21 protein-coding genes and 1 tRNA gene are annotated in these 20999 nt (G+C 68.8%); 8 read left to right on the top strand and 14 right to left on the bottom strand.

Annotated elements, in window-relative coordinates; all coding sequences use genetic code 11:
- Nucleotides 1–12 precede the first annotated feature (12 nt).
- The 3 genes from ngcE to ABI385_RS09815 all read right to left on the bottom strand — a co-directional run bounded on the left by ngcE (nt 13) and on the right by ABI385_RS09815 (nt 3245).
- Complete coding sequence (ngcE, locus tag ABI385_RS09825) at nt 13–1398, bottom strand: N-acetylglucosamine/diacetylchitobiose ABC transporter substrate-binding protein (protein WP_348103585.1); 1386 nt, start codon at nt 1396–1398, stop codon at nt 13–15.
- A gap of 168 nt (nt 1399–1566) precedes the next feature.
- A complete protein-coding gene (locus ABI385_RS09820; RefSeq protein WP_348103565.1) occupies nt 1567–2376 on the bottom strand; it encodes an SIS domain-containing protein in 810 nt (269 codons plus the stop codon).
- Nucleotides 2373–3245, bottom strand: coding sequence for a MurR/RpiR family transcriptional regulator (locus ABI385_RS09815; RefSeq protein ID WP_407068253.1), 873 nt, complete (start codon nt 3243–3245; stop codon nt 2373–2375). The genes ABI385_RS09820 and ABI385_RS09815 overlap by 4 nt, the downstream gene beginning before the upstream one ends.
- A 196-nt stretch (nt 3246–3441) precedes the next feature.
- Here ABI385_RS09815 and ABI385_RS09810 point away from each other — a divergent pair, with 196 nt between their 5' ends.
- On the top strand, nt 3442–4443 hold the full coding sequence (locus tag ABI385_RS09810) for a BadF/BadG/BcrA/BcrD ATPase family protein (protein ID WP_348103563.1): 1002 nt from the start codon (nt 3442–3444) through the stop codon (nt 4441–4443).
- Between the two features lie 147 nt (nt 4444–4590).
- Here the strand turns inward: ABI385_RS09810 and ABI385_RS09805 are convergent.
- From ABI385_RS09805 to ABI385_RS09780, 6 genes are all read right to left on the bottom strand, one after another.
- Nucleotides 4591–4666: transfer RNA gene (locus ABI385_RS09805), tRNA-Ala, on the bottom strand.
- Between the two features lie 67 nt (nt 4667–4733).
- Nucleotides 4734–5390 carry a histidine phosphatase family protein gene (locus tag ABI385_RS09800; protein ID WP_348103562.1) on the bottom strand — a complete coding sequence of 219 codons (657 nt, stop codon included), beginning with the start codon at nt 5388–5390 and terminating at the stop codon, nt 4734–4736.
- 12 nt (nt 5391–5402) lie between these two features.
- Entirely contained in the window at nt 5403–5771 is a 369-nt protein-coding gene (gene rsfS / locus ABI385_RS09795) for a ribosome silencing factor (RefSeq protein ID WP_348103561.1), read from the bottom strand.
- Nucleotides 5772–5778: 7 nt separating this feature from the next.
- On the bottom strand, nt 5779–6441 hold the full coding sequence (gene nadD / locus ABI385_RS09790) for a nicotinate-nucleotide adenylyltransferase (RefSeq protein WP_348103584.1): 663 nt from the start codon (nt 6439–6441) through the stop codon (nt 5779–5781).
- A 4-nt stretch (nt 6442–6445) separates the two neighbouring features.
- Nucleotides 6446–6640, bottom strand: coding sequence for a hypothetical protein (locus ABI385_RS09785; protein ID WP_348103560.1), 195 nt, complete (start codon nt 6638–6640; stop codon nt 6446–6448).
- A gap of 200 nt (nt 6641–6840) precedes the next feature.
- Nucleotides 6841–7434 carry a DUF402 domain-containing protein gene (locus tag ABI385_RS09780; protein ID WP_348103559.1) on the bottom strand — a complete coding sequence of 198 codons (594 nt, stop codon included), beginning with the start codon at nt 7432–7434 and terminating at the stop codon, nt 6841–6843.
- A 127-nt stretch (nt 7435–7561) separates the two neighbouring features.
- Between ABI385_RS09780 and ABI385_RS09775 the strand changes: the two genes are divergently transcribed.
- Nucleotides 7562–8680 (top strand): glycosyltransferase family 2 protein, encoded by a 1119-nt coding sequence (locus ABI385_RS09775; RefSeq protein ID WP_348103558.1) that lies wholly within the window; start codon nt 7562–7564, stop codon nt 8678–8680.
- Here the strand turns inward: ABI385_RS09775 and ABI385_RS09770 are convergent.
- Together ABI385_RS09770 and ABI385_RS09765 are read right to left on the bottom strand one after the other, a co-directional pair.
- Entirely contained in the window at nt 8621–9316 is a 696-nt protein-coding gene (locus ABI385_RS09770) for a class I SAM-dependent methyltransferase (RefSeq protein WP_348103557.1), read from the bottom strand. The two genes, ABI385_RS09775 and ABI385_RS09770, sit on opposite strands and share 60 nt — an antisense overlap.
- Nucleotides 9317–9424: 108 nt before the next feature.
- A complete protein-coding gene (locus ABI385_RS09765; RefSeq protein WP_348103556.1) occupies nt 9425–10708 on the bottom strand; it encodes a glutamate-5-semialdehyde dehydrogenase in 1284 nt (427 codons plus the stop codon).
- Between the two features lie 212 nt (nt 10709–10920).
- Here ABI385_RS09765 and ABI385_RS09760 point away from each other — a divergent pair, with 212 nt between their 5' ends.
- Genes ABI385_RS09760 through ABI385_RS09750 form a run of 3 tightly spaced genes read left to right on the top strand, consistent with a single transcriptional unit; the run spans nt 10921 to nt 13561 of the window.
- Entirely contained in the window at nt 10921–11448 is a 528-nt protein-coding gene (locus tag ABI385_RS09760) for a CDP-alcohol phosphatidyltransferase family protein (RefSeq protein ID WP_348103555.1), read from the top strand.
- Nucleotides 11445–12362, top strand: a complete 918-nt coding sequence (locus ABI385_RS09755; RefSeq protein WP_348103554.1) for a phosphatidate cytidylyltransferase — start codon at nt 11445–11447, stop codon at nt 12360–12362. The genes ABI385_RS09760 and ABI385_RS09755 overlap by 4 nt, the downstream gene beginning before the upstream one ends.
- Nucleotides 12359–13561, top strand: coding sequence for a lysophospholipid acyltransferase family protein (locus ABI385_RS09750; protein WP_348103553.1), 1203 nt, complete (start codon nt 12359–12361; stop codon nt 13559–13561). The genes ABI385_RS09755 and ABI385_RS09750 overlap by 4 nt, the downstream gene beginning before the upstream one ends.
- 12 nt (nt 13562–13573) lie before the next feature.
- On the opposite strand, the gene ABI385_RS09745 is transcribed toward ABI385_RS09750, so the two are convergent.
- Nucleotides 13574–14377 (bottom strand): DeoR/GlpR family DNA-binding transcription regulator, encoded by an 804-nt coding sequence (locus tag ABI385_RS09745; protein WP_348103552.1) that lies wholly within the window; start codon nt 14375–14377, stop codon nt 13574–13576.
- 2 nt (nt 14378–14379) lie between these two features.
- Entirely contained in the window at nt 14380–16368 is a 1989-nt protein-coding gene (locus ABI385_RS09740) for a beta-galactosidase (protein ID WP_348103551.1), read from the bottom strand.
- Between the two features lie 269 nt (nt 16369–16637).
- Here ABI385_RS09740 and ABI385_RS09735 point away from each other — a divergent pair, with 269 nt between their 5' ends.
- From ABI385_RS09735 to ABI385_RS09725, 3 genes are read left to right on the top strand one after another with little or no spacing between them, the layout of a single operon-like run.
- Entirely contained in the window at nt 16638–17996 is a 1359-nt protein-coding gene (locus tag ABI385_RS09735; RefSeq protein ID WP_348103550.1) for an ABC transporter substrate-binding protein, read from the top strand.
- A 7-nt stretch (nt 17997–18003) separates the two neighbouring features.
- Nucleotides 18004–18948, top strand: coding sequence for a sugar ABC transporter permease (locus ABI385_RS09730; RefSeq protein WP_348103549.1), 945 nt, complete (start codon nt 18004–18006; stop codon nt 18946–18948).
- On the top strand, nt 18945–19862 hold the full coding sequence (locus ABI385_RS09725; protein WP_348103548.1) for a carbohydrate ABC transporter permease: 918 nt from the start codon (nt 18945–18947) through the stop codon (nt 19860–19862). Before ABI385_RS09730 ends, ABI385_RS09725 begins: the two co-directional genes overlap by 4 nt.
- 14 nt (nt 19863–19876) lie before the next feature.
- On the opposite strand, the gene proB is transcribed toward ABI385_RS09725, so the two are convergent.
- A complete protein-coding gene (gene proB, locus ABI385_RS09720) occupies nt 19877–20989 on the bottom strand; it encodes a glutamate 5-kinase (RefSeq protein ID WP_348103547.1) in 1113 nt (370 codons plus the stop codon).
- Nucleotides 20990–20999: the final 10 nt, after the last annotated feature.

Genomic DNA, 20999 nt, shown 5'->3' with positions numbered 1-20999 from the left:
AGGTGCCGGCCATCAGGAGGTGACCGTCTGCTTCTTGATCGAGGAGTCGCCCCGGACCCGATCGGAGATCTGCTGCAACCCCGTGGTCAGGCCGGCCACGTCCGTGCCACCGGACAGGAACGAGTTCCAGACGACGAGCTGCTCCTTGTTGATGCCATAGAGGTCGACGAACTGGTAGTTGAAGACGTTCTTGCCGGCAGCATCCAGCATCTTCGACTGGGACACCAGGGCGCTCGAGCCGAACCCGTCGGCCGGAACCAGACCCTTGACGATGGTCGGCGCCAGCCGCGTCTTCGCGAAGTTCGTCGCCGCATCCTTGGACAGCATCGCCCGCAGCACCTCCTTCGCCCCCGCCGCGTTCTTGCCCGCCGAGGGGATGATGAACGGCTCGCCGGCGGCACTGCGCAGCGACTCGTACGCCATCTTCGGGCTCGCCGTCACGGTCATCTCCGGGATGCCGGTCATCTTGAAGTCGGTCTTGGTGGCCTTCTTCATCTCGTTCTCGATCCACGAGCCCGACGGGTAGAGCAACGCCTGCTGGTCGTTGCTCCACTGCGCCTGCGCCGCGGTGAACTGGGTCCCCGCACCACCGGGCACGAAGTAGCCCGCCGCCACACAGTCGTGCATCGCGGTGAACACCGACTGCATCGCCGGCTGCGACCAGCAGTTCGGCTCGAGGTTCTCCAACGCGATCCGCACCTCCGGACCGCCCTCCTTGATGGCCGAGTCCATCGCCAAGGTCGAGTAGTAGGTCGCGGCCTCCTTGCCCCATACAAACAGGTACTTACCTTTGGCTTTCGCCTTCGCGCCGAGGTCCTTCGCCTCGTCCCACGTCTTCGGCGGCGTCCACCCGTTCGCGTCGAACAGGCTCTGCGAGTACCAGATCGCGTAGATCGTCAACACGTAGTTCAACGCGACGAACTTGCCACTGAACGTCCCCGGCTCCTTCACCCCGTCGTACAACGTCGACGAGATCGGCTGCCCCTCCAGGTTGTTCGCCGCCAACACATCGTCCAACGGCGTCAGCTGGTCGAGGATGGTGTTGAAGCCGATCGACCCCGCACCCGAGTTGTCGATCAGGTCCGGCGGGTTCCCACCGACGAACCGCGGCTGCAGCTGCTGGGCGATCTGCGTCGACGGCGAGACCTTCACCGTCACACCGCTCTGTTCCTTCTGGACGATGTCGGCCGCGAACGTCACATAGTCATAGCCATAGCCGCCATTAAAGATCACCGCGTCGACGGTGGATCCCGAGGCGACTCCGAACGGGTTGTTCGCCGAGCCGGCCGCCGTGGTCGCGGCCCCTCCGCCGGTGCTGGTGGTCGTGCCGGAGGAGGCGCACGAGGCAAGCGCTCCGCCGAGGGGCACGAGAGCGGTGGCGGCGAGCGCGCCGCGCATGAAGGTGCGTCTGTCCAGGGCCCTCGAAGCGAGGCCCTCCGCACCGAGGCGGGTCGAGCGTGAAGCCGGGTCAAGAGGCGTGCTGTCGCTGGTCATCGTGGGAGTCAGCCTTTCGGGGGGTGGGATGGTGCAGTGCTGCTGAAAGGTGTGCGGGTACGGGTCGAGGACCTAGGCGGAGCGCCGGATCCGATCGCCGTAACGTGCCTCGAGGACATGGTTGTGCTCGTCACCTCCCGGGATGTTGGCGGAGATGTAGACAGGTGGTGTCGCACCAGTCTCCGCGATGCGTGTGGCGGCGCCGATGGTGAGGAGCTGGGCGATGTAGGCGGCGGTCATCGACGAGACGGCGCCGACCCCGATGCCGGACGGCAGCTCGATCGTGGTGTCTCCGTATGGCGCTCGGTTGTCGATAGTGACGTCGGCGATCTCGCTCAGGCGGAGGCCGCTCGGGTGCTTGGGGGTGACGGCGTTCGTGTGCTCGAGGCTGGTGACGGCGATGACGCGGTGCCCGTCGGCCTTGGCGCGCAGGGCAACCCCGACGATCGACCCGTTCACGCCGGAGTTGGAGGCGATCAGGAAGACGTCGGCGGGGTCGATGACCGAGAGTGCGAACAGCTCGTCGACGACCGTGGCATCGCGCTCGAGGCCGCCCCCGCTCAGCTGGGACGCTTCGCGCGAACCTCGCACCACCACGTCGCGCAGGGCGATCTGGCTGGTCGGGACAAAGCCACCCGCCCGACCTGCGACCTCCATCGCGAATGCCTGGGAGTGGCCGGTGCCGAACGCCTGCAGGACACCACCGCTCTCGAGGCCCGCCACGACAAGGTCGATGGCGGGGTCGAACGCGCCGCTGGCAGCATCGTCGGCGATCGCCTGCAGCCGGGAGCTCACCTCGCGGTAGAACTGTGCGAAGTGCGTGGTCACGGTGGAGTCGGTCCGCGGAGGCGCGGCAGCACCGGTCATCTCGTCGTCGGTCACACCGCACTCCTGGGTCGGGGTCTGGCCCTGGTCGCGCGGGGCGGCGGCGTCTGCGTCATCGAGGCGCGTCGATGAGGGGCGACGGCCGCGGCCGACGCGGCCAGCGTGGTCGTCGTCCGGGCGAAGTTCTGCTGCGCCACGATGAGGTAGAGCAGGTCGATGGCGAACAGCTGGGCGTGCTTGGCCGACAGGTCGTCGGGGCGAAGGTACTCGTCCGGAGCCACCGTGACGATGTGCACGTCGGCGATGGCCGCCAACGGCGAGTCGGGGTTGCTGGTCAACGCAAGCGTGAGGGCGCCCGACGACCGGGCTTGCGTCAGCATCTCGATGGTCTCGATCGTGCGGCCGGTGTTGGAGATCCCGATCGCCACCGAGTCGTCGCCGAGCAGCGCTGCACTCGTCAGGCCGTCGTGCACCTCGCGCCAGACATGGGCGTTGATCCCGATGCGGTAGAGGCGCAGCTGCATCTCGTTCGCCATGACGGCGCTGCCACCGATGCCGTAGATGTCCACCCGGTCTCGGGTGGCGATCGCTTCCGCGACCCGCTGCACGTCGCCCAGGTGGATCGAGCCCGCGGTCGCCTGGAGCGCCGCCAGATGCGACCGGGTGAGCGTCTGGAGGACCACGTCGGGAGCGTCGAGCGGGTCGAAGGCCCGGCCGATGTCCGCGCGCCAGGTTGCCTCGGCCCGGAGCCGACCCGCATCCGCGGCCACCCCGACGCGGAACGGGACGTACCCGGCATACCCGATCATCCGGCAGAACCGGGTCACGGTCGCCGCGGAGGTCCCGGCCCGGGCGGCCAGCTCGGTGATCGACAGCTCGAGCGGGGCGAGGGGCTCCTCCAGCAGCAGCGTGGCGAGCTTCGTCATGGCCCCCGACATCTGTGACACATTGGCCTCGATGCGGCTGCGGACACCGACAGGCGTGTGCTCCCGAGCGGGTGCCGGCGGGGCCGTCAGTCTCATCGAGTTCACGGGTGCTGAAAATCCATCTCATGTCGGCGCGACGTTGCTGAAAACTATTCTCACCATATCGAGGGGGCTGGAAGGTGTCGCGTAGGTAACGATGTTGACCGTTCTGGGAGTGGATGCAGGAGGCACCTCGACCCGCGTCGTCGTCGTCGACGGTGGTGGCCGCGCGCTGGGGTATGCCTCGAGCGGCGCCGGAAACCCCGTCTCGTCGGGTGCTGACCAGGCCGCAGGCGCCGTCCGGTCGGCTACCCGAGAGGCGTTGAGACGCGCCGAAACTCGCGCCGATGGCGTCGCCCACGTCGTGGTGGCGATGGCCGGCTCGAGCGTGCAGCCGGATACTCGCTGGCTGACCGAACCGCTGGCCCAGCTCGGCCTCACCGCGCTGGTGACGTTCGAGTCGGACCTGCTCGCGACGTTCTGCGCGGGCACACCCGCCGACGCCGGCTACGCGCTGGTCGCCGGCACCGGCGCGTCGGCCGTGCGCGTCGAGCAGGGTACTGCCGCCGCCGTCTCGGACGGTCTCGGCTGGCTGCTCGGTGATGTCGGGTCGGGCTACTGGATCGGGCACCGGGTGGTCGTGGACGCGTTGGCGGCGCTGGACGGGCGAGCCGGGCAGACCGCCCTGTCGAGCATGCTGCTCGAGTCGCTGGGTCTCTCGTCGCCGGACCGGTCGTCTCGCCCGTGGGAGCAGCCCGGCGCGCGCCGGGACGAGTTGCTGCAGGAGGCGGTCACCCGGCTGTATGCGTTGCGTCCGGTCCAGCTCGCCCGGTTTGCCCCGCTGGCGTTCGCCGCTCCCGACGACCTCGTCGCTCGGCGCATCGTCGACGAGGCCGCCCAGGGCCTGCTCGTCACCTTGCGAGCGGTCGTGGTCCCCGAGGTCAGCGGTCCGGTCGTCCTCGGTGGCGGCACGATCTCCCAGCATGGTGACCTGGCCCGCCTGGTCGGGTCGGCACTCGGCGAGTCGGACGGTCCGCAGGTGCTGACGGTGTCGGACGGGACGGTCGGTGCCGCAGTGCTAGCGCTGCGGCACGCCGGAGTCACCGTGGACGAACCCGTGTTCGCCACCGTCACCGGCACCCTGTCCGGGCTGCGCTGAGGGTGGGGCCCACACAGGTCCGCCAGACGACGAAGGGCCGCGCCGCGAAGCGGCCGACCCTTGTCGTCTGGTGGAGCTGAGGGTGGGCCCACACAGGTCCGCGAGACGACGAAGGGCCGCGCCGCGAAGCGGCCGACCCTTGTCGTCTGGTGGAGCTGAGGGGACTCGAACCCCTGACCCCCTCCATGCCATGGAGGTGCGCTACCAGCTGCGCCACAGCCCCTCATCCCCGTGTGGGGACTGCGGAAGTGTAGCCAACCGCGGGTGACCCACCCAAATTGACCGCCCGTTCACGAGATCGGGTCGGCGCCCAGGTTCCAGGCGTCCAGCCGCCAGCGGGTCGGCACGACGGCACCGCCGATGAGCCCCGTTTCGGCGAGGACCGCCCAGTGACAGTTCTCCAGGCCCCACAGCACCTGCATCGCCTGCATCTGGTCCAGCCCGGCCAGCGCGGCGGCGCCGGCGCGGCTGGACACACCGTGGCCGACGACCACGGCCACCCGCGCCGGTTCGAGCTCGTCGATCACCTCGCGTAACGCCGCCAGCACGCGGACGGCCGTCTCGGCGACGGTTTCCCCCGTCCGGCCGCGGCGCACATCCTGCCCGCGGCCGAGGGCCTCCAGCTCGGCCGACCCCTCGGCCCGCACCTCGGCGCTCGTCCGCCCCTGCCACTCCCCGACGTCGATCTCCCGCAGGCGCGCGTCCACCCGTACGGGCAGGCCGGCAGCGCCGCCGATGGCCTGAGCGGTCACCCGGGCCCGTTGCAGGTCCGAGGACACAACGAGCTGGGGCCGGTATGCCGCGACCTCCGGGGCGGCCCGGTGCGCCTGGGCGAGGCCCACCTCCGAGAGAGCAGAGTCGCGGTGGCCCTGCCAGATGCCTGCGGCGTTGTCGTGAGTCTGTCCATGCCGCACGAACACCAGCCGCCGGCTCGCGGTATCACTCACGGAGGTGGACGTTCAGGGAGCAGCGACGGCGGCCAGGTCGACCTCGGGACAGTCCCTCCACAGCCGCTCGAGCTGGTAGAACTCGCGCTCCTCCGCGTGCTGCACGTGGACGACGATGTCGCCGAAGTCGATCAGGACCCAGCGTCCCTCGCGCTGGCCTTCGCGACGGATCGGCTTGCAACCCTGGTCGCGCAGCCGGTCCTCGATCTCGTCGACGATCGCGCCGACCTGTCGTTCGTTGCTCGCGGAGGCGATGACGAAGACATCGGTCAGGGCGAGCTGGTCGCTCACGTCGATCGCCATGACGCCTTGGGCGATCTTGTCCTCGGCGGCGAGCGCGGCCACTTTGGCGAGAGCGATGGCTCGGGGTGTTGCGGTCACAAAGCTCCTAGGTGAGGGTCGCCGCGCGGGCCGTGACCCGCTGCTGCGGGGCGGGCACCGGTGGCGCGGGGGGGGCTGTCGAGGTGGCGGAGGCATACAGGTGGTGCTTGTTGATGTACTGGACGACCCCGTCGGGCACGAGGTACCAGACCGGCCGGCCGTCCTTGACGCGGGCGCGGCAGTCGGTCGAGCTGATCGCCATGGCGGGGACCTCCTGGAGGCTGATCCGGTCGGTCGGCAGGCCCTTGTCGCTCAGCTCGTGCCCCGGGCGGGTGACACCGACGAAGTGGGCCAGGGTCCAGAGCTCCTCGACGTCCTTCCAGGTGAGGATCTGCGCGAGGGCGTCGGCGCCGGTGATGAAGAACAGCTCGGCGTCGGGTTCGGCGGAGCGCAGCTCCCGCAGCGTGTCGATCGTGAAGGTGAGGCCGTCCCGGTCGACGTCGACCCGGCTGACCATGAACCGGGGGTTCGACGCGGTGGCGATCACCGTCATGAGGTAGCGGTGCTCGGGCGGGCTGACTTCGCGGTCGCCTTTCTGCCAAGGTCGGCCGGTCGGCACGAAGACGACCTCGTCGAGGTCGAACCGCGCCTGGACCTCGCTGGCAGCGACGAGGTGGCCGTGATGGATGGGGTCGAAGGTGCCACCCATCACGCCGAGGCGCTTGCTCAGTGCGTCACCCGTGGTGCTCACTGTCGTTCGCCCGGTGGCGTTTCGGCACCTTCTGCGCGGTGTTGCGGAACGACCAGAGCACCGCCAGCGCGAGCAGGAAGCCGCAGAACGCGATAATGCCGTAGACGATCGGGCTCATCGGAATGCTCCGCTTTGCCTCTTCGGCATGCACGAGGAGCGGCATCACGCTGGCTGACATGCGCCCATCGTAACGTCAGACGTCACGTGAGGAGAGGGTGGATGTCATGCTTAAAGTCACCGCTGATCTGGCCGTGTCGCTGGACGGGTATGCGGCCGGCAGCCGGAGCGCCATCGGGTGACGCACCTCATCTCCGGCGTATCGGAGCGTTGGACCCCTTGAAGGGGGTCCAACGCTGCGAGTCAACCAGTCCGACAGAGTCAACTGCGTCCGCCGTTGGCCCAGTCCGGGAGCGGTGCGAGCCCGACATCGGCGGCCACCATCGACCACCGATGGCCGATGCTCGCCCATGGCTCCTCTCCGGCGACGATCGCGGCGACGACGGCGTCGCACGAGGCCTGGGCAGCCGAGATGACGTCGGCGGGATAGCCGTAGCGCACCTGGTGCTCCTCGAACTCGTCTTCGTCGTCGACGAAGAGGGTCCCGTCGGCGAGCTGGACGACGTCGAGGTCGAGGTCGACGGCGCGGACCGTGTCGCCCTGGACTCGCCCCACCTCATCCCCCACCCGCCCAGTGGTCCACGACGGGGTGTCGGTGACGTCCACGTAGATGGCGACGGGGGCGGCCGGACCGTTGAACGAGGCGACGAAGTCACCGCGCCAGGGGACGAGGAACGCAGACTCGGCCTCCGTCCAGGACTCCATCCCGGGGCGACGCATCGGCATACCGGCCGGCGAGCCGAGCCAACGGCCGTGATCGTCCTCACCCAGGTCGCGCAGGTCCATCTCCCAGTGCGGCGAGCCGCCGTACTTCGTGTACCGGACCCGCACCACCGCTCCCGCATGCGTCGCCACGGCGTCACGGTAGCCCGGCGTCGGTGCGAGACCGGTTCGCACCGGCCCGCATCGACTCGGTCACGTTCATGGGAACCCCCGGGTCGACACACAACCGAACGCGGACAACGGCCGTAACCTTGGCCTCATGAGTCCGGTGCTGTCGGTGGTCATCCCGATGTTCAACGAGGAGGACGTGCTGCCCCTGCTCGTGCAGCGGTTGCGGCCGGTCCTCGACGGGATCGGGCTCGGCGACGCCGGCTACGAGGTGGTCGCCGTCGACGACGGAAGCACCGACCTGACCCCCGCCGTGCTGCAGCGGGTGCGGCGCGAGTGGGACCAGCTGCGCGTCGTGCGGTTGCGTGCGAACGCCGGGCACCAGGCCGCTATCTCGGCCGGCGTCAAGGCGGCCCGCGGCGACTATGTCGTGACGATCGACGCGGACCTGCAGGACCCGCCCGAGGTCATCGTGCAGATGCTGACAAAGGCGCGCGACGAAGGCGTCGACGTGGTCTACGGCGTGCGCACCGACCGGTCCAGCGACTCGGTCTTCAAACGCACCACCGCTCACGTCTTCTACCGCACCATCCAGACCATCTCGGGCACCGCGGCGATCAGCGACGCCGGGGACTTCCGGCTGATGTCGCGCGCGACGGTCGACGCCATCAACGACCTGCCCGAGCACAATCGGGTGCTGCGGTTCATCGTCCCCGCCCTCGGCTTCCCGTCCGACGTCGTCGCGTACCGGCGCGAGGAGCGGGCGGCCGGCAGCTCGAAGTACCCGCTACTGAAGATGCTCAAGCTCTCGATCGACTCGATCACCGGGTTCTCGATGGCACCACTACGGCTCGCCACGTTCCTCGGGCTCGGCGGCGGCGCGCTCGCCGTGCTGCTCGCCCTGTATGCCATCGTCGCCAGCCTCAGCGGCCGGACGGTCGCGGGGTGGACGTCGACCGTCCTGATCGTGGCCTCGGTCGGCGCGGTCCAGCTGATCTGCCTGGGTCTGCTCGGCGAGTACATCGGCCGGATGTACACGCAGATGCAGGGTCGACCGACCTACTTCGTCGCGTACGACTCGTGGACGGCGGCGCGCAAGGGCCACGGGCCGACCGACACCCCGCTGCCCCCCGAGGCGCGGGTCAGCGTAGGGAAGCACCTGCCGGTCGCCGCGAGTCCGGACCGCCGGACGGTACCGGGCGCGACCCGCTCAGCCGCGCGGGTGCGCGGTGACGAGCAGGCTGACACCGGGCAGCTGCTTGACCGGTAGGTAACGCTCGGCGGTGATGATTGCGCGCAGCGCCGTGTTGACCACGGGGTGCACGTCGTCGAGGTCGCTGCCGGACGAGCTGCGCCGACGCAGGGCCACGACGGGTCGCAGCAGCACGTTCCACGAGGTCATCGAGGCGATGTCGAACCCGCCGCGGTGCAGGACGCTCGAGAGCGTCTCTCGGGTGTAGCGGCGGACGTGGTCCACGGCGTCGTCGTGCGCCGACCACAGTCTGGGGTCCGCTGGCACCGCCACGAGGAACGTGCCGTCCGGGCGCAGCGCCCGGCGGATCTCCGTGACCGCGACGTCGTCCTCCTCGATGTGCTCGAGGATGTCGAACGCCACGACGAGGTCGATGCTCCGGTCGTCCAGGGGCAGCCGGCGCGCATCCGCGCGCACGGTCGAGAGCCCCCGCTCGTGGGCAACCTCGGCTCCCTCCGGGCCGAACTCCATGGCGACCGGCGTCCACCCGAGATCACGAAGGACGCGGGTGTTGCCGCCTCCGGCCGCCCCGATGTCGAGCGCCCGACCGGGCGTCATTCCTGCGAGCGCCTTGCCGAGCAGGTGACGACGCTCCCGGTACCACCAGTGAGTGTCTTCCAGCGCAGCCAGCTTGCGTACCTCGGTACCCTCCACGGTCGGTGATCATGCCAGCCGCCGGCGAGGGGGGACTAATCCACAACTCATTCACGACTAATCCGCGACTAATCCAACGTCGGCGGTGCAGGCAGAGGGCCGCACCGCTCAGGCGCGGATCTGGCCGTCCCCCTCGACTACCCACTTGGTCGTCGTCAGCTCGGGGAGTGCCATCGGGCCGCGGGCGTGCAGCTTCTGGGTAGAGATCCCGATCTCGGCCCCGAACCCGAACTGACCACCGTCGGTGAACCGGCTCGACGCGTTGACCATGACCACCGCGGCATCGACCTCGGCCGTGAACCGGCGTGCCGCCGCTCGGTTCTCGGTGACGATCACCTCGGTGTGCTGCGTGCCGTTCTCGCGGATGTGGTCGAGCGCCGTGTCCAGGTCGGGAACGATCCGCACGCTCATCTCCAACGCGTTCCACTCGGTCCCGAAGTCGGCGTCCGAGGCCAGGGAGTATGCCGCGCCAGCCGCCTGCGCGTATGGCTCCACCTCGGCGGCGACGTGCAGGGTGACCCCCGCGGACCCGAGCTCGGCGAGCACCTTGGGCAGGAAGGCCTCCGCGACGTCGGCGTGCACGAGAAGTGACTCAGCGGCGTTGCACACGCTGGGCCGGTGGGTCTTGGAGTTGAGCACGATCGGGAGGGCCCGGTCGAGGTCGGCCGCGGCGTCGACGTAGACGTGGTTGACGCCGATCCCGGTCTCGATGACGGGCACCGTGGACTCACGGACGACCGTCTGGATCAGGTCGGCGCCACCGCGGGGGATCACGAGGTCGACCAGACCACGAGCGGTCATCAGGGCCCGGGCTGCATCGTGGCCGCCCTGCTCGAGCAGCTGCACCGCAGCCGGGTCGAGCCCCTGGTCGGCGAGCGCGCCGCGCATCACCTCGACGAAGGCGTGGTTGCTGGAGGTGGCCGCCGAGCCGCCGCGCAGGATGACGGCGTTGCCGCTCTTGAGTGCGAGCGCGGCGGCGTCGACCGTGACGTTGGGACGCGCCTCGTAGATCATGCCTATGACGCCCATCGGGACACGTACCTGCCGGATCTCGAGCCCGTTGGCGAGGGTCGCACCACGTACCACCTCGCCGACCGGGTCCGGCAGCCCGGCGATATCACGCACTGCCTGGGCGATCTCGCCGACGCGACGTTCGTCCAGGAGCAGCCGGTCGAGCAAACCCTCCGGCATCCCCCGGTCGCGGCCGCGCTGGAGGTCCTGGGCGTTCGCCTCGACCACCGATGCGGTCGCGGCGTCGAGAGCGTCGGCGATGGCGAAGAGTGCCTCGTCTTTGGCTGCCCCGGAGAGCAGGGCGAGTCGGCGGGACGCGACGCGGGCACCGCGAGCGACCTCAGAGACCTGCTCGACGACGGTGGGGTCGATCTGGGCCATGCTCCAGGATACGTCGCGGGGGCACTGACGCCTCGCGGGTTTCCGAACCGCGGACGGGCCGGTGGCCGACATACTGGCCCTCCCCCACCTCGCCGAAAACGAGCATCGAGGAGCCCGTCCTGGTCACCGGTCTGTATGTCTTCAAGCCCTGGTACACCAAGCGGCTCTCCTCGATTATCGATGCCGCTGTACACCGGAATCTCTCACCCGACGTGTTCACGCTCGTCGGCGTCCTGGCGGCCGCGGCCGCGGGCGTAGCGATCTGGCAGGGTTGGTGGCTACCGACTCTGGTGTTGCTCGCCGCGCGACTCGCCGGTGCGAACCTCGACGGCGCGGTGGCGCGGGCCCGTGGGGTATCTCGCCCCTGGGGTTTCGTCCTGAACGAGGTAGGAGACCGCACCAGCGACCTGCTCATGTATGCCGGTCTGGTCGCGCTCGCGGCCCGCACCAGTGGTTCGTGGGTGTCGACCACCGTGGTATGGACGCTGCTCGCCGCCTTAGCGGCGACCCTTCCGACGTTCGCCTCGCTCGCCGCTGCGGGAGCCGGAGCGCCCCGTCGCAACGGAGGCCCGCTGGGCAAGACGGAGCGGTGTGCGCTCGCGGTCCTGTCAACCGGAGTGCCGGTGTTGCTCCCATGGGTCAATGCGCTTGTCGTGCTGGGCTCCATCGCGACCGCCTACGCGCGGCTGCGCGGATCCCACGCCGAGCTGACCGGTGACCCAGAGCGTGGTGCCGAGTGAACGACGCCCTGACCCAGCTCTGGATCCGGCTGCTCAGTGGCGACCGCGGCGGTTTGACGCTCGACCTGCACGCAGGACCGGTGCACCTGTTCGCGCAGGGCCGGTCGGTCTTCTTCATGTGGGTCACCATCGTTCTGCTCGCGCTGGCCGGCGGTGCTGTGCTGCTGTCGGGACAGCGCGAGCTGCGCCGCCGGTGGATGACGTGGGCACTGGTCGCCCCGGTCGTCGGCATCCCGATCTGGCTGGGCCCTGGGCCCACCGCCTTGCTGGCCGCGGCGCTGGCCGTCCAGGCGGTCCGGGAGTACGTCCCGCTCGTCTCCCTCCCCGGTCCCGAGCGCACGATGCTGCTGGTGCTCGCAGTCGGTTACCCGCTCGCCGCGTGGCTCGAACCGAACCTGCTCGCGCTCGCGCCGGTGCTCGCGCTGCTGTGCGCGCTACCCGCTCTGCTGGCCGGCGACACCGACCACGGCTTGCGGCGCGCGAGCTCGGCGGCGTTCGGTTCGATCTGGATCTGCTGGTCGCTCGCCCACCTCGTGGTTCTCGGTGACAACGCCTTCCTCGTGTGTTTTGCGGCTGCCGCCGCGGACGTTGCGGCCTGGTCCGGAGGTCGAGGCCTTCGGCGGTTCGGTTGGGCCCGGCGGCCACTGTCTCCGCTGTCGCCCAACAAGACGATCGGCGGCCTCGTGGGTGCTCTGGCCGGCGCTCTGACCGTGCTGTTCCTCCTCGGGACCATCTCGGTCGGACTCGTCGTGGCTGTCGGGCTGGGTGGTGTGGCCGGGGATCTGCTGGAGTCGATGGTCAAGCGACAGGCGCGGGTCAAGGACGCGGGGACGTGGCTTCCCGGGTTCGGGGGCTTGCTGGACCGCATCGACTCTCTGCTCATCGTCCTGCCGCTGGCTGCGGTGCTCGGATGAGCGGCGCGACTCCCGGCGGTGCGTTGCGTAGACACCATCTGTGGCGCCTGGTCTTCGCGAGCACGGGAGGTCTCACCGTCACGGGCCCCCTCCCGCGTGGGCCGGCCGTTCTCGTCGCCAACCACTCCTCGCACGCCGACACTGCGGCCCTGATGGCCGCCATCCCCGCGGCCGGGCTACCGGTGTTCGCCGCCGCAGCCGACTACTGGTTCGTCCGGCCCATGAGACGGTTCCTCGTCACCACCCTGGCCGCTGCCGTGCCGGTGGAGCGCCATGAGGGCGGTGCTTATGCGGCCCTGCTCGAGGCCTGCGCGCCGGTGGTGGCGTCCGGCGGGATCGTCATCGTCTACCCCGAGGGGACCAGGACCAAAGACGGAGCGATAGGCGAGTTCGCTTCTGGTGCCGTCAGACTCGCGGACGACCTGCACGTACCTGTCATCCCCGCGGCAGTCTTGGGGACGCGGGACATGCTTCCGAAGAACGGTTCGTTCAGCGCTAAACCGGTCGAGATCCGCTTCGCCGACGCGTTCGATGCGAGCGGGCTGGGCCGTGACCGCAGCAGCTCCCTAGAAGGGTCGGGACGGCTGCGAGACGCGGTGGTCGCCCAGCGGGAGCGCGGGCCGGTTGCCGACCCGCGCTCGCCGCTGGGAGAGCGTGTCAAGCAGCTCGTCGACTCCCCCGCCGGGATAGTGGTGGCGTTCACGTGGGGCTTCGCCGAGGCGTTGAGCTGGCCGGTGATCGCGGAGATGTCGATCGCCTTCTTCGCGATCACCAGCCCCCGGCGGGTCGTTCGGTGGTCGATGGCGCTGGCCGCCGGTTCGGTGTCGGGTGTCGTCGTCAACGCCGCGCTCGCGCGTCGTGGCGTGACACTGCCCGCACCCCTCACGACGGCGCGGATGCGACGGTCGGCTGCCCGCCACCTGTCGACGGGGGCCTGGGGAATCCGCCATCAGGCGTTCAACGGCATACCGGTCAAGGTCTACGCCGTCGAGGCGGTGCGGGCCGGCATCCCCCTCTCGCGGCTCGCGGTTGCGGCGGGGGTGGAACGCACCGGGCGCATCGTCGGTGTCGGGGTAGTGGCGAGCGCCGTGTCGGTGATCGTCCGGGCACCGGTGCGACGTCGCTACGGAACGTATGCCGCAGTGGCGATCGGCGTGTGGGTGGTGGGGGTGGCTCAGGTCCGCCGCCGCTGGTCCTGACCCGCCGGGAGATCAGACCGACTGACGGGCCCGCGGGCGCCGACCGGTATGGGCGACGACGAGCGAGTCGACCTGCTCGGTCAGCGCCACGCGAGCCCGCGTGGACAGTCCGTCGTCGGTGATGAGCAGGTCGATGTCACAGAGGTCGACGAAGGTGCTCAGCCCGACAACGCCCCACTTGGTGTGGTCGACGAGGATGCAGACTTGACGGGCCGAGTCGACCAGCGCCCGGTTGGTCTCGGCCTCGACGATGTTGGGGGTCGTCAGCCCGGCCTTGACGTCGACCCCGTGCGCCCCGAGGAAGAGCCGGTCGACGTGCAACGTACGGAGCGCGTTGACTGCGACCGGTCCGACCAGCGCGTCGGAGGGGGTCCGCACTCCGCCGGTGAGTACGACCGTCTGGCCCGGCGTCGCGGACTCGTGGAGGAGCTGGGCGACCGGGACCGAGTTGGTGACCACGGTCAGGTCGGATACGCCACGCATCAGGCGGGCGAGCTCGTACGTCGTGGTGCCCGCCGAGATGCCGACGGAGGAACCCGGCTCCACCAGCTCGGCGGCCCGCGACGCGATCGCGCGCTTCTCGGCTGTCATCAGGGAGGACTTGACGAGGAACCCGGGCTCGTGGGCACTCGCGTGACCGACCGCCAGCGCGCCGCCGTGGACCCGCTCCACCAGTCCTTCGCGGGCGAGCTGCTCGATATCACGGCGGACGGTCATGTCCGAGACCCCGAGATGGTCGACGAGGTCCCCGACCCGCACCGCACCCGACTCCTCGACCAAAGCCAGGATCGCGGTCCGGCGCTGGCCGGCGAGCACGGTCAACCTTCCCTGATGACGGCGACGCCACCGGGTGGCAGCGTCAGGCTGCCGACGACCAGCCGGTCGGCGACGAGGTCGTAGCCGTCGGCGTTGACAGGCTGCTGCGACGTCGTGTCGTTCACGAGGAACAGCCACGACCCTCGGTCGCCCCGGCGACGCACCCGGTCGACGCCCGCGGGTGCCGCCGACACCGCGTGCACGTCACCGGCGGCCAGGACGTCGTCGAGCAGCCGGCCGAGCCGCTCGTCGTCCGGCAGGGTGGCGAGATACCAGGCGTCCCCAGCCCCGACCGTTCGCCGGGTCAGGGCGGCGCGGCCGGTGAGGGGTCCACTGGCATACCGGTCCAGCACCTCGGCGCCCTGTTCACGCAGGTCCTCGGACCAGAGCCGGCCCGCGCCACCGTGCTCGAGGGCGACCGTCTCGTCCGGCATCAGGGGGAAGAACTCTTCGACTCGCACACCGAGCAGCTCACTGAACGCCCCGGGGTACCCGCCCAGACGCACGTGGTCGTCGGGGGTCGCGATGCCGGAGAAGAACGTGACCACCACCTGGGCGCCTGCCTCGGCCGCCCGGCTGATCGCTGCCGCGTTCTCGTCGGACACGAGGTAGAGCGTCGGGACCACGACGACCCGGTATGCCGTGAGGTCGGCTCCGGGGTGGACCACGTCAACGGTCACCCCACGTTCGCGCAGCAGCCGGTGGATCGTCAGGCCGGTGTCGGCGTACTCCAGCTGCGAGGAGGGCATTGCCGGGCCGCTCGCCGCCCAACCTGCCTGATAGTCCCAGAGGAGCGCGACGTCGGACTCGACCACGCTGCCGACCAGCTCGCCGAGGCGGGCGGCAACGGCCCCGAGCTCGCAGACCTCGCGGAACCGGTCACTGTCCGCGCCCGCATGCGGGACGAGCCCGGAATGGAACTTCTCCGAGCCCGACTGCGAGGCGCGCCACTGGAAGAAGCCGAGCGTGTCGGCGCCCCTGGCGACGTGGGCAAGGCTGTCGCGGATCGTCTGTCCGGGCCACTTCGCATGGTTGACCGGTTGCCAGTTGACGGCGCTCGTGGAGTGCTCCATGAGCATCCACGGCTGTCCGCCCGCGAGTCCGCGGGTGAGGTCGTCGGCGAAGGCGAGCTCGGCGCGCTGGTCCGGGAGGGTGTCCACGAGGTAGTGGTCGGTGCTCACGACGTCCTGGTGAGAGGCCCACTGGTGGTAGTCGAGCAGCCGGAACCCGGCCATCGTCATGAAGTTCGTGGTGATCGGGACGCCGGGTGAACGCTCGGAGATGACCTGCTTCTCGGCCTGGTAGAAGTCGAGCAGCGTGTCGGAGCCGAAGCGGGAGAAGTCCAGCTGCTGAGTCGGGTTGGCGAAGCTCGTGGTCCGTCGCGGCGGCAGGATCTGCTCCCAGTCGGTGTAGCGCTGGCTCCAGAACGCCGTGCCCCACGCCTCGTTCAGCTCGTCGAGCGTGGCGTAGCGGCGTCGGAGCCAGCGACGGAAGGCGGCCGCGCAGGTGTCGCAGTAGCAAGGCAGGTTGTGGCAGGCGTACTCGTTCGAGACATGCCACATCGCGAGGGCGGGGTGCTCGTGGTATCTGGAGGCGAGGGCACCGGTCAGTGCCAGGGCGTGCTCGCGATAGGTCTCGTCGGAGGGACACCAGGCCTGCCGGCTGCCCGGCCACAGGGTGTGTCCGTCGTGGTCGACCGGCAGGGTTTGGGGGAAGGCGGTGGAGAACCACGGGGGCGGTGTCGCCGTCGCCGTCGCCAGGTCGACGGCAATGCCGTTGGCGTCGAGCAGGTCCATGATCTCGTCGAGCCAGCCGAACTCGTACTCCCCCTTGGCCGGTTCGAGCCAGGACCACGAGAAGACGCCGAGGGTGACGAACGACACCCCGGCCCGACGCATGAGCTCCATGTCCTCGGGCCACACTGACCGCGGCCACTGCTCGGGGTTATAGTCGCCGCCGAAGGCAACACCGTTGACCGGCCATGGTCGCATGGCGCCAGTCTCCGGTCCCACACTGGCAAAGTCAACACAAACCAACATGCGGTCAGCCGAGGCGGATGAAACCTGCTGCAACCCGGCAACGCCTCGATTGTCCTTGCTGGCGGCGCTTTTTCGGGAGCCGAATCTTTACCATCGCTGTCTTGACACGGCCCCGGTGGGGAGTCATCCTCAGTCCGGTAGTGATGGTTTCTGATCGTTCCTGTCCTCCGGCCGACTCCACGCTAGGCGCGCTTTCCCATTCAACGACGAAGGAGCACGACATGCCTCGCCCCTCCACCCAGGCTGAGTATCTCGCCAGCCTCGTCCCGCCCTCGGCGGCAGGGTTCTCCCGGCGCTCGATGCTGAAGGGTGCTCTCGGCGTGGGTTCGCTCCTCGCGGTTCCCGGCGCCTTAGCCGCCTGCAGCAGCAGTGGGTCGAGCTCGGGTACCTCCACCGGCGGCGGCGCTGCTACCGGCACCGTGACGCTCGGCTCGAACGGGTCCGACGCTGTGCCGAAGGCGGCAACCCAGTCCGTCATGGACAACTTCTCGAAGTCGAACAGCGGTCTGTCGGTGAAGATCAACACGATCGACCACAACACGTTCCAGGAGAACATCAACAACTATCTCCAGGGCTCGCCGGACGACGTGTTCACCTGGTTCTCGGGATACCGGATGCGGTTCTTCGCCGACAAGGGCCTCGCCAGCGATGTCAGCTCGGTCTGGAGCAACCTCGGCGGGATGTCCGACGCGCTCAAGAAGGCGTCGACCGCGGACGACGGCAAGCAGTACTTCGTCCCGTCCACCTACTACCCGTGGGCCGTCTTCTACCGCAAGAGTGTCTTCGCGGACAAGGGTTATCAGATCCCGAAGACGCTCGATGACCTGAAGACCCTGGGCGCCCAGATGCAGAAGGACAGTCTGATCCCGATCGCGTTCGGCGACAAGGACGGCTGGCCCGCCATGGGCACCTTCGACCAGCTCAACCTGCGGATCAACGGATACGACTACCACGTCAGCCTGATGGCGGGCAAGGAGGACTGGAGCGGGCCCAAGGTCCAGAAGGTCTTCGACACCTGGAAGGGGCTGCTGCCCATCCACCAGACGGACTCCCTCGGCCGCACCTGGCAGGAGGCCGCACAGTCGTTGCAGCAGAAGAAGTCTGGCATGTATGTCCTCGGGGCGTTCGTGGCGCAGCAGTTCACCAAAGGCGCCGAGCAGGACGACCTCGACTTCTTCAACTTCCCTGAGGTCGACTCCGCGATCGGCAGCGACGCGATCGAGGCTCCGATCGACGGCTACATGATGTCCAAGCGGCCCAAGAACCAGGACGGCGCACTGAAGCTGCTGGGCTACCTGGGCTCCCCCGACGCGCAGAACATCGCCGTCAAGGCGGACCCGAGTGTGATCGCCACCAACGACAAGGCGGACCAGTCGGCGTACACGGCCCTGCAGAAGAAGTCGGTCGAGTTCGTCAAGGCGGCCAAGTCCATCGCGCAGTTCATGGACCGGGACACCCGCCCGGACTTCGCCTCTACGGTGATGATCCCGGCAATCCAAAGCTTCATCAAGTCGCCGGACGACATCGCTGGGCTCACGAAGAGCATCCAGCAGCAGAAGCTCAGCATCTTCACCAGCTGAGCATCCAGTGACTATCGCCAACGCCCAGAAGGCCGCCGAGACAACCGCAACGGGCGGCCGGAAACGCCGCTACCGAGGGATCGACCATCTCAGCGCTGTCGACCGGGTCGTCGTCTCGCTGATGATCATCATCCCCACCATCTTGGTGGTGGGGCTGGTGTGGTTCCCTGCGATCGCCTCGGTACTCCTCTCGTTCACCAGCTGGGACGGTATCGGCAGCCTCAGCGCAGCCAAGTTCGTCGGACTGAAGAACTACAGCGACGTGGTCAGCATCTACCCGCCCTTCTGGCCCGCCGTGCAGCACAACCTGATCTGGTTCGCGGTCAACTTCTTCCTAGTGACCCCGCTCGGCATCTTCTTCGCCGTGCTGCTCGACCGGGAGATGAAGTTCTCGCGGGTCTACCAGACGGCTCTCTACATGCCGGTCGTGCTCTCTCTCGCCCTCGTCGGGTTCATCTGGCAGCTGATGTACAGCAAGGACCAGGGCCTGATCAACGCGGTCACGGGCAGCACGATCGACTGGTACGGCGACCCGAGGTACAACCTCTGGGCTGCACTGCTGGCCTCGAGCTGGAGGCAGACCGGATACATCATGTTGCTCTATCTCGCAGGGCTCAAAGGGGTCGACCCCTCGCTGCGCGAGGCGGCGCGAGTGGATGGGGCGAGCGAGACCCAGGCGTTTTTCCGGGTCGTCTTCCCGGTGATGCGACCCATCAACATCATCGTGCTGGTGGTGACGGTCATCGAGTCGCTGCGAGCCTTCGACCTGGTCTGGGTGATCAACAAGGGACGTAACGGCCTCGAGCTGATCTCGACCCTCGTGACCAGCAACATCGTCGGCGAGGCGAGCCGCATCGGCTTCGGGTCGGCCCTGGCGACGTTCATGCTCATCATCTCCTCGATCTTCATCGTCATCTATCTGCGCATCGTCATGAGAGGTGAGCAACGATGACCGTCACCACGACGCCTCCGACCGCCACAGGTGAGAAGCGGGCGGTGACCGCCGAACGCCCCGCCCGCGGGCCAGCACGCATCGTGCTCCAGGTGTTCCTCATCCTGGTCTCGCTGGCTTGGCTTTTCCCGTTGTTGTGGGCGGTGATCAACTCGTTCCGCGACTACGCGTTCACCGCGGCCCACGGGTACGTCTCGTTCGGTGGATTCACCCTGTCGAACTACGTCAACGCTTGGCAGCAGGCCAACTTCGGCCACACACTGCTCAACTCGGCCTACATCACCATCCCTGCCGTCGTGCTCACGCTGTTCCTGTCCTCCTGCATCGCGTTCGTCGTCGCACGGTTCTCCTTCAAGTTCAACCTCGCCCTGCTGGGCCTGTTCACGGCGGCCAACCTGTTACCTCCGCAGGCGCTGCTGATCCCGGTCTACCGGATGTTCCGAGCGGTCGAGCTGCCGTACTGGCTGAGCGACTCAGGAACCCTGCTCGACAGCTACTACGGGCTCATCGCCGTGAACGTCGCGTTCCAGACCGGGTTCTGCGCGTTCGTTCTCAGCAACTACATGAAGACCCTCCCCCGGGAGCTCTACGAGTCTGCGGTGGTCGACGGCGCCGGTGTGCTGCGCCAGTTCTTCCAGCTGACTCTGCCACTGTGCCGTCCCCCGCTCGCTGCCCTGGCGACCCTGCAGGTGACCTGGATCTACAACGAGTTCTTCTGGGCCACGGTGCTTCTCCAGTCGGGCGACAAGTACCCGGTGACCAGCTCGCTCAACAACCTGCGGGGGCAGTTCTTCACCGACAACAACCTGGTCGCCGCCGGATCCATCCTCATCGCCCTACCGACGCTGATCGTGTTCTTCGTCCTGCAGAAGCAGTTCGTCGCCGGCCTGACGCTCGGTGCGACGAAAGGGTAACGCTGGGCTCGCGCTCAGAGCAGGACAAGGTCGTCGCGGTGGATGACCTCGCGTTCGTACTGCGCACCGAGGTCTTTGGCGAGGTCGTGCGTGGACCGGCCGAGCATCGAAGGCAGCTCATCGGACGAGTAGTTGACGAGGCCACGAGCCACGGGGACCCCGGCCGGCGTACAGACGTCGACGGGGTCACCTTCGTCGAACCTGCCCTCGACACCGGTGATCCCGGCCGGTAACAAGGACTTTCGACGGTCCACGACAGCACGCACCGCGCCGTCGTCGAGCACGACGCGACCGCGGGGCGTGGTCGCGTGCGCCAGCCAGAGCAGGCGGGAAGCGCGTCGAGAACCGGTGGGAGAGAACAGGGTTCCCACGTCCTCCCCCGCCAGCCCAGCCGCCGCATGGTCCGCCGAGGTGAGCAACGTGGTGACCCCGGCCGTCGTCGCAATTGCCGCTGCCTCCAGCTTGGTGGCCATCCCACCCGTGCCGAAGGTCGACCCCGAACCCCGCACGACAACGCCAGCGAGGTCCTCTGGCCCCGAGACCAGCGGGATCCGCCGACTTCCCGGCTGGTTCGGCGGACCGTCATAGAGCGCCTCGACGTCCGAGAGCAGCACCAGGGCGTCGGCGTGGATCAGGTGGGCGACCAGAGCCGCCAACCGGTCGTTGTCACCAAAGCGGATCTCGTGGGTGGCCACGGTGTCGTTCTCGTTGACGACCGGCACGATCCCGAGGTCCAGGAGACGCTCGAGTGTGCGGCGGGCGTTGCTGTAGTGCGCCCGCCTGGTCACGTCGTCGGCGGTGAGCAGAACCTGACCGACGGTCAGCTCGTGCGCGCCGAAAGCCTGCTGGTATGCCGCCACGAGGGCGCCCTGACCCACACTGGCCGCCGCCTGCTGGGTGGCGAGGTCCCGGGGGCGGCGGACCAGGCCGAGCGGAGCCAGCCCGGCGGCGATCGCGCCGGACGAGACGAGGACGACGGCGTCGCCGCGGTTGCGGCGCCCTGCCAGAGCATCCACGAGCGACTGCAGCCGGGCCGCGTCGAGACCGCCGTCGGGACCGGTCAGCGAGGAGGAGCCCACCTTGACGACGAGGCGTCCCGCTGTGGCGACGAACGACCGGGAGGACACCGCCCGAGTC

This window comes from Lapillicoccus sp. (assembly GCF_039935575.1).
Classification (GTDB): Bacteria; Actinomycetota; Actinomycetes; order Actinomycetales; family Dermatophilaceae; genus Lapillicoccus.
Note: the sequence above shows the minus strand (reverse complement) of the source record. Positions and strands in the feature narration are given on the sequence as shown.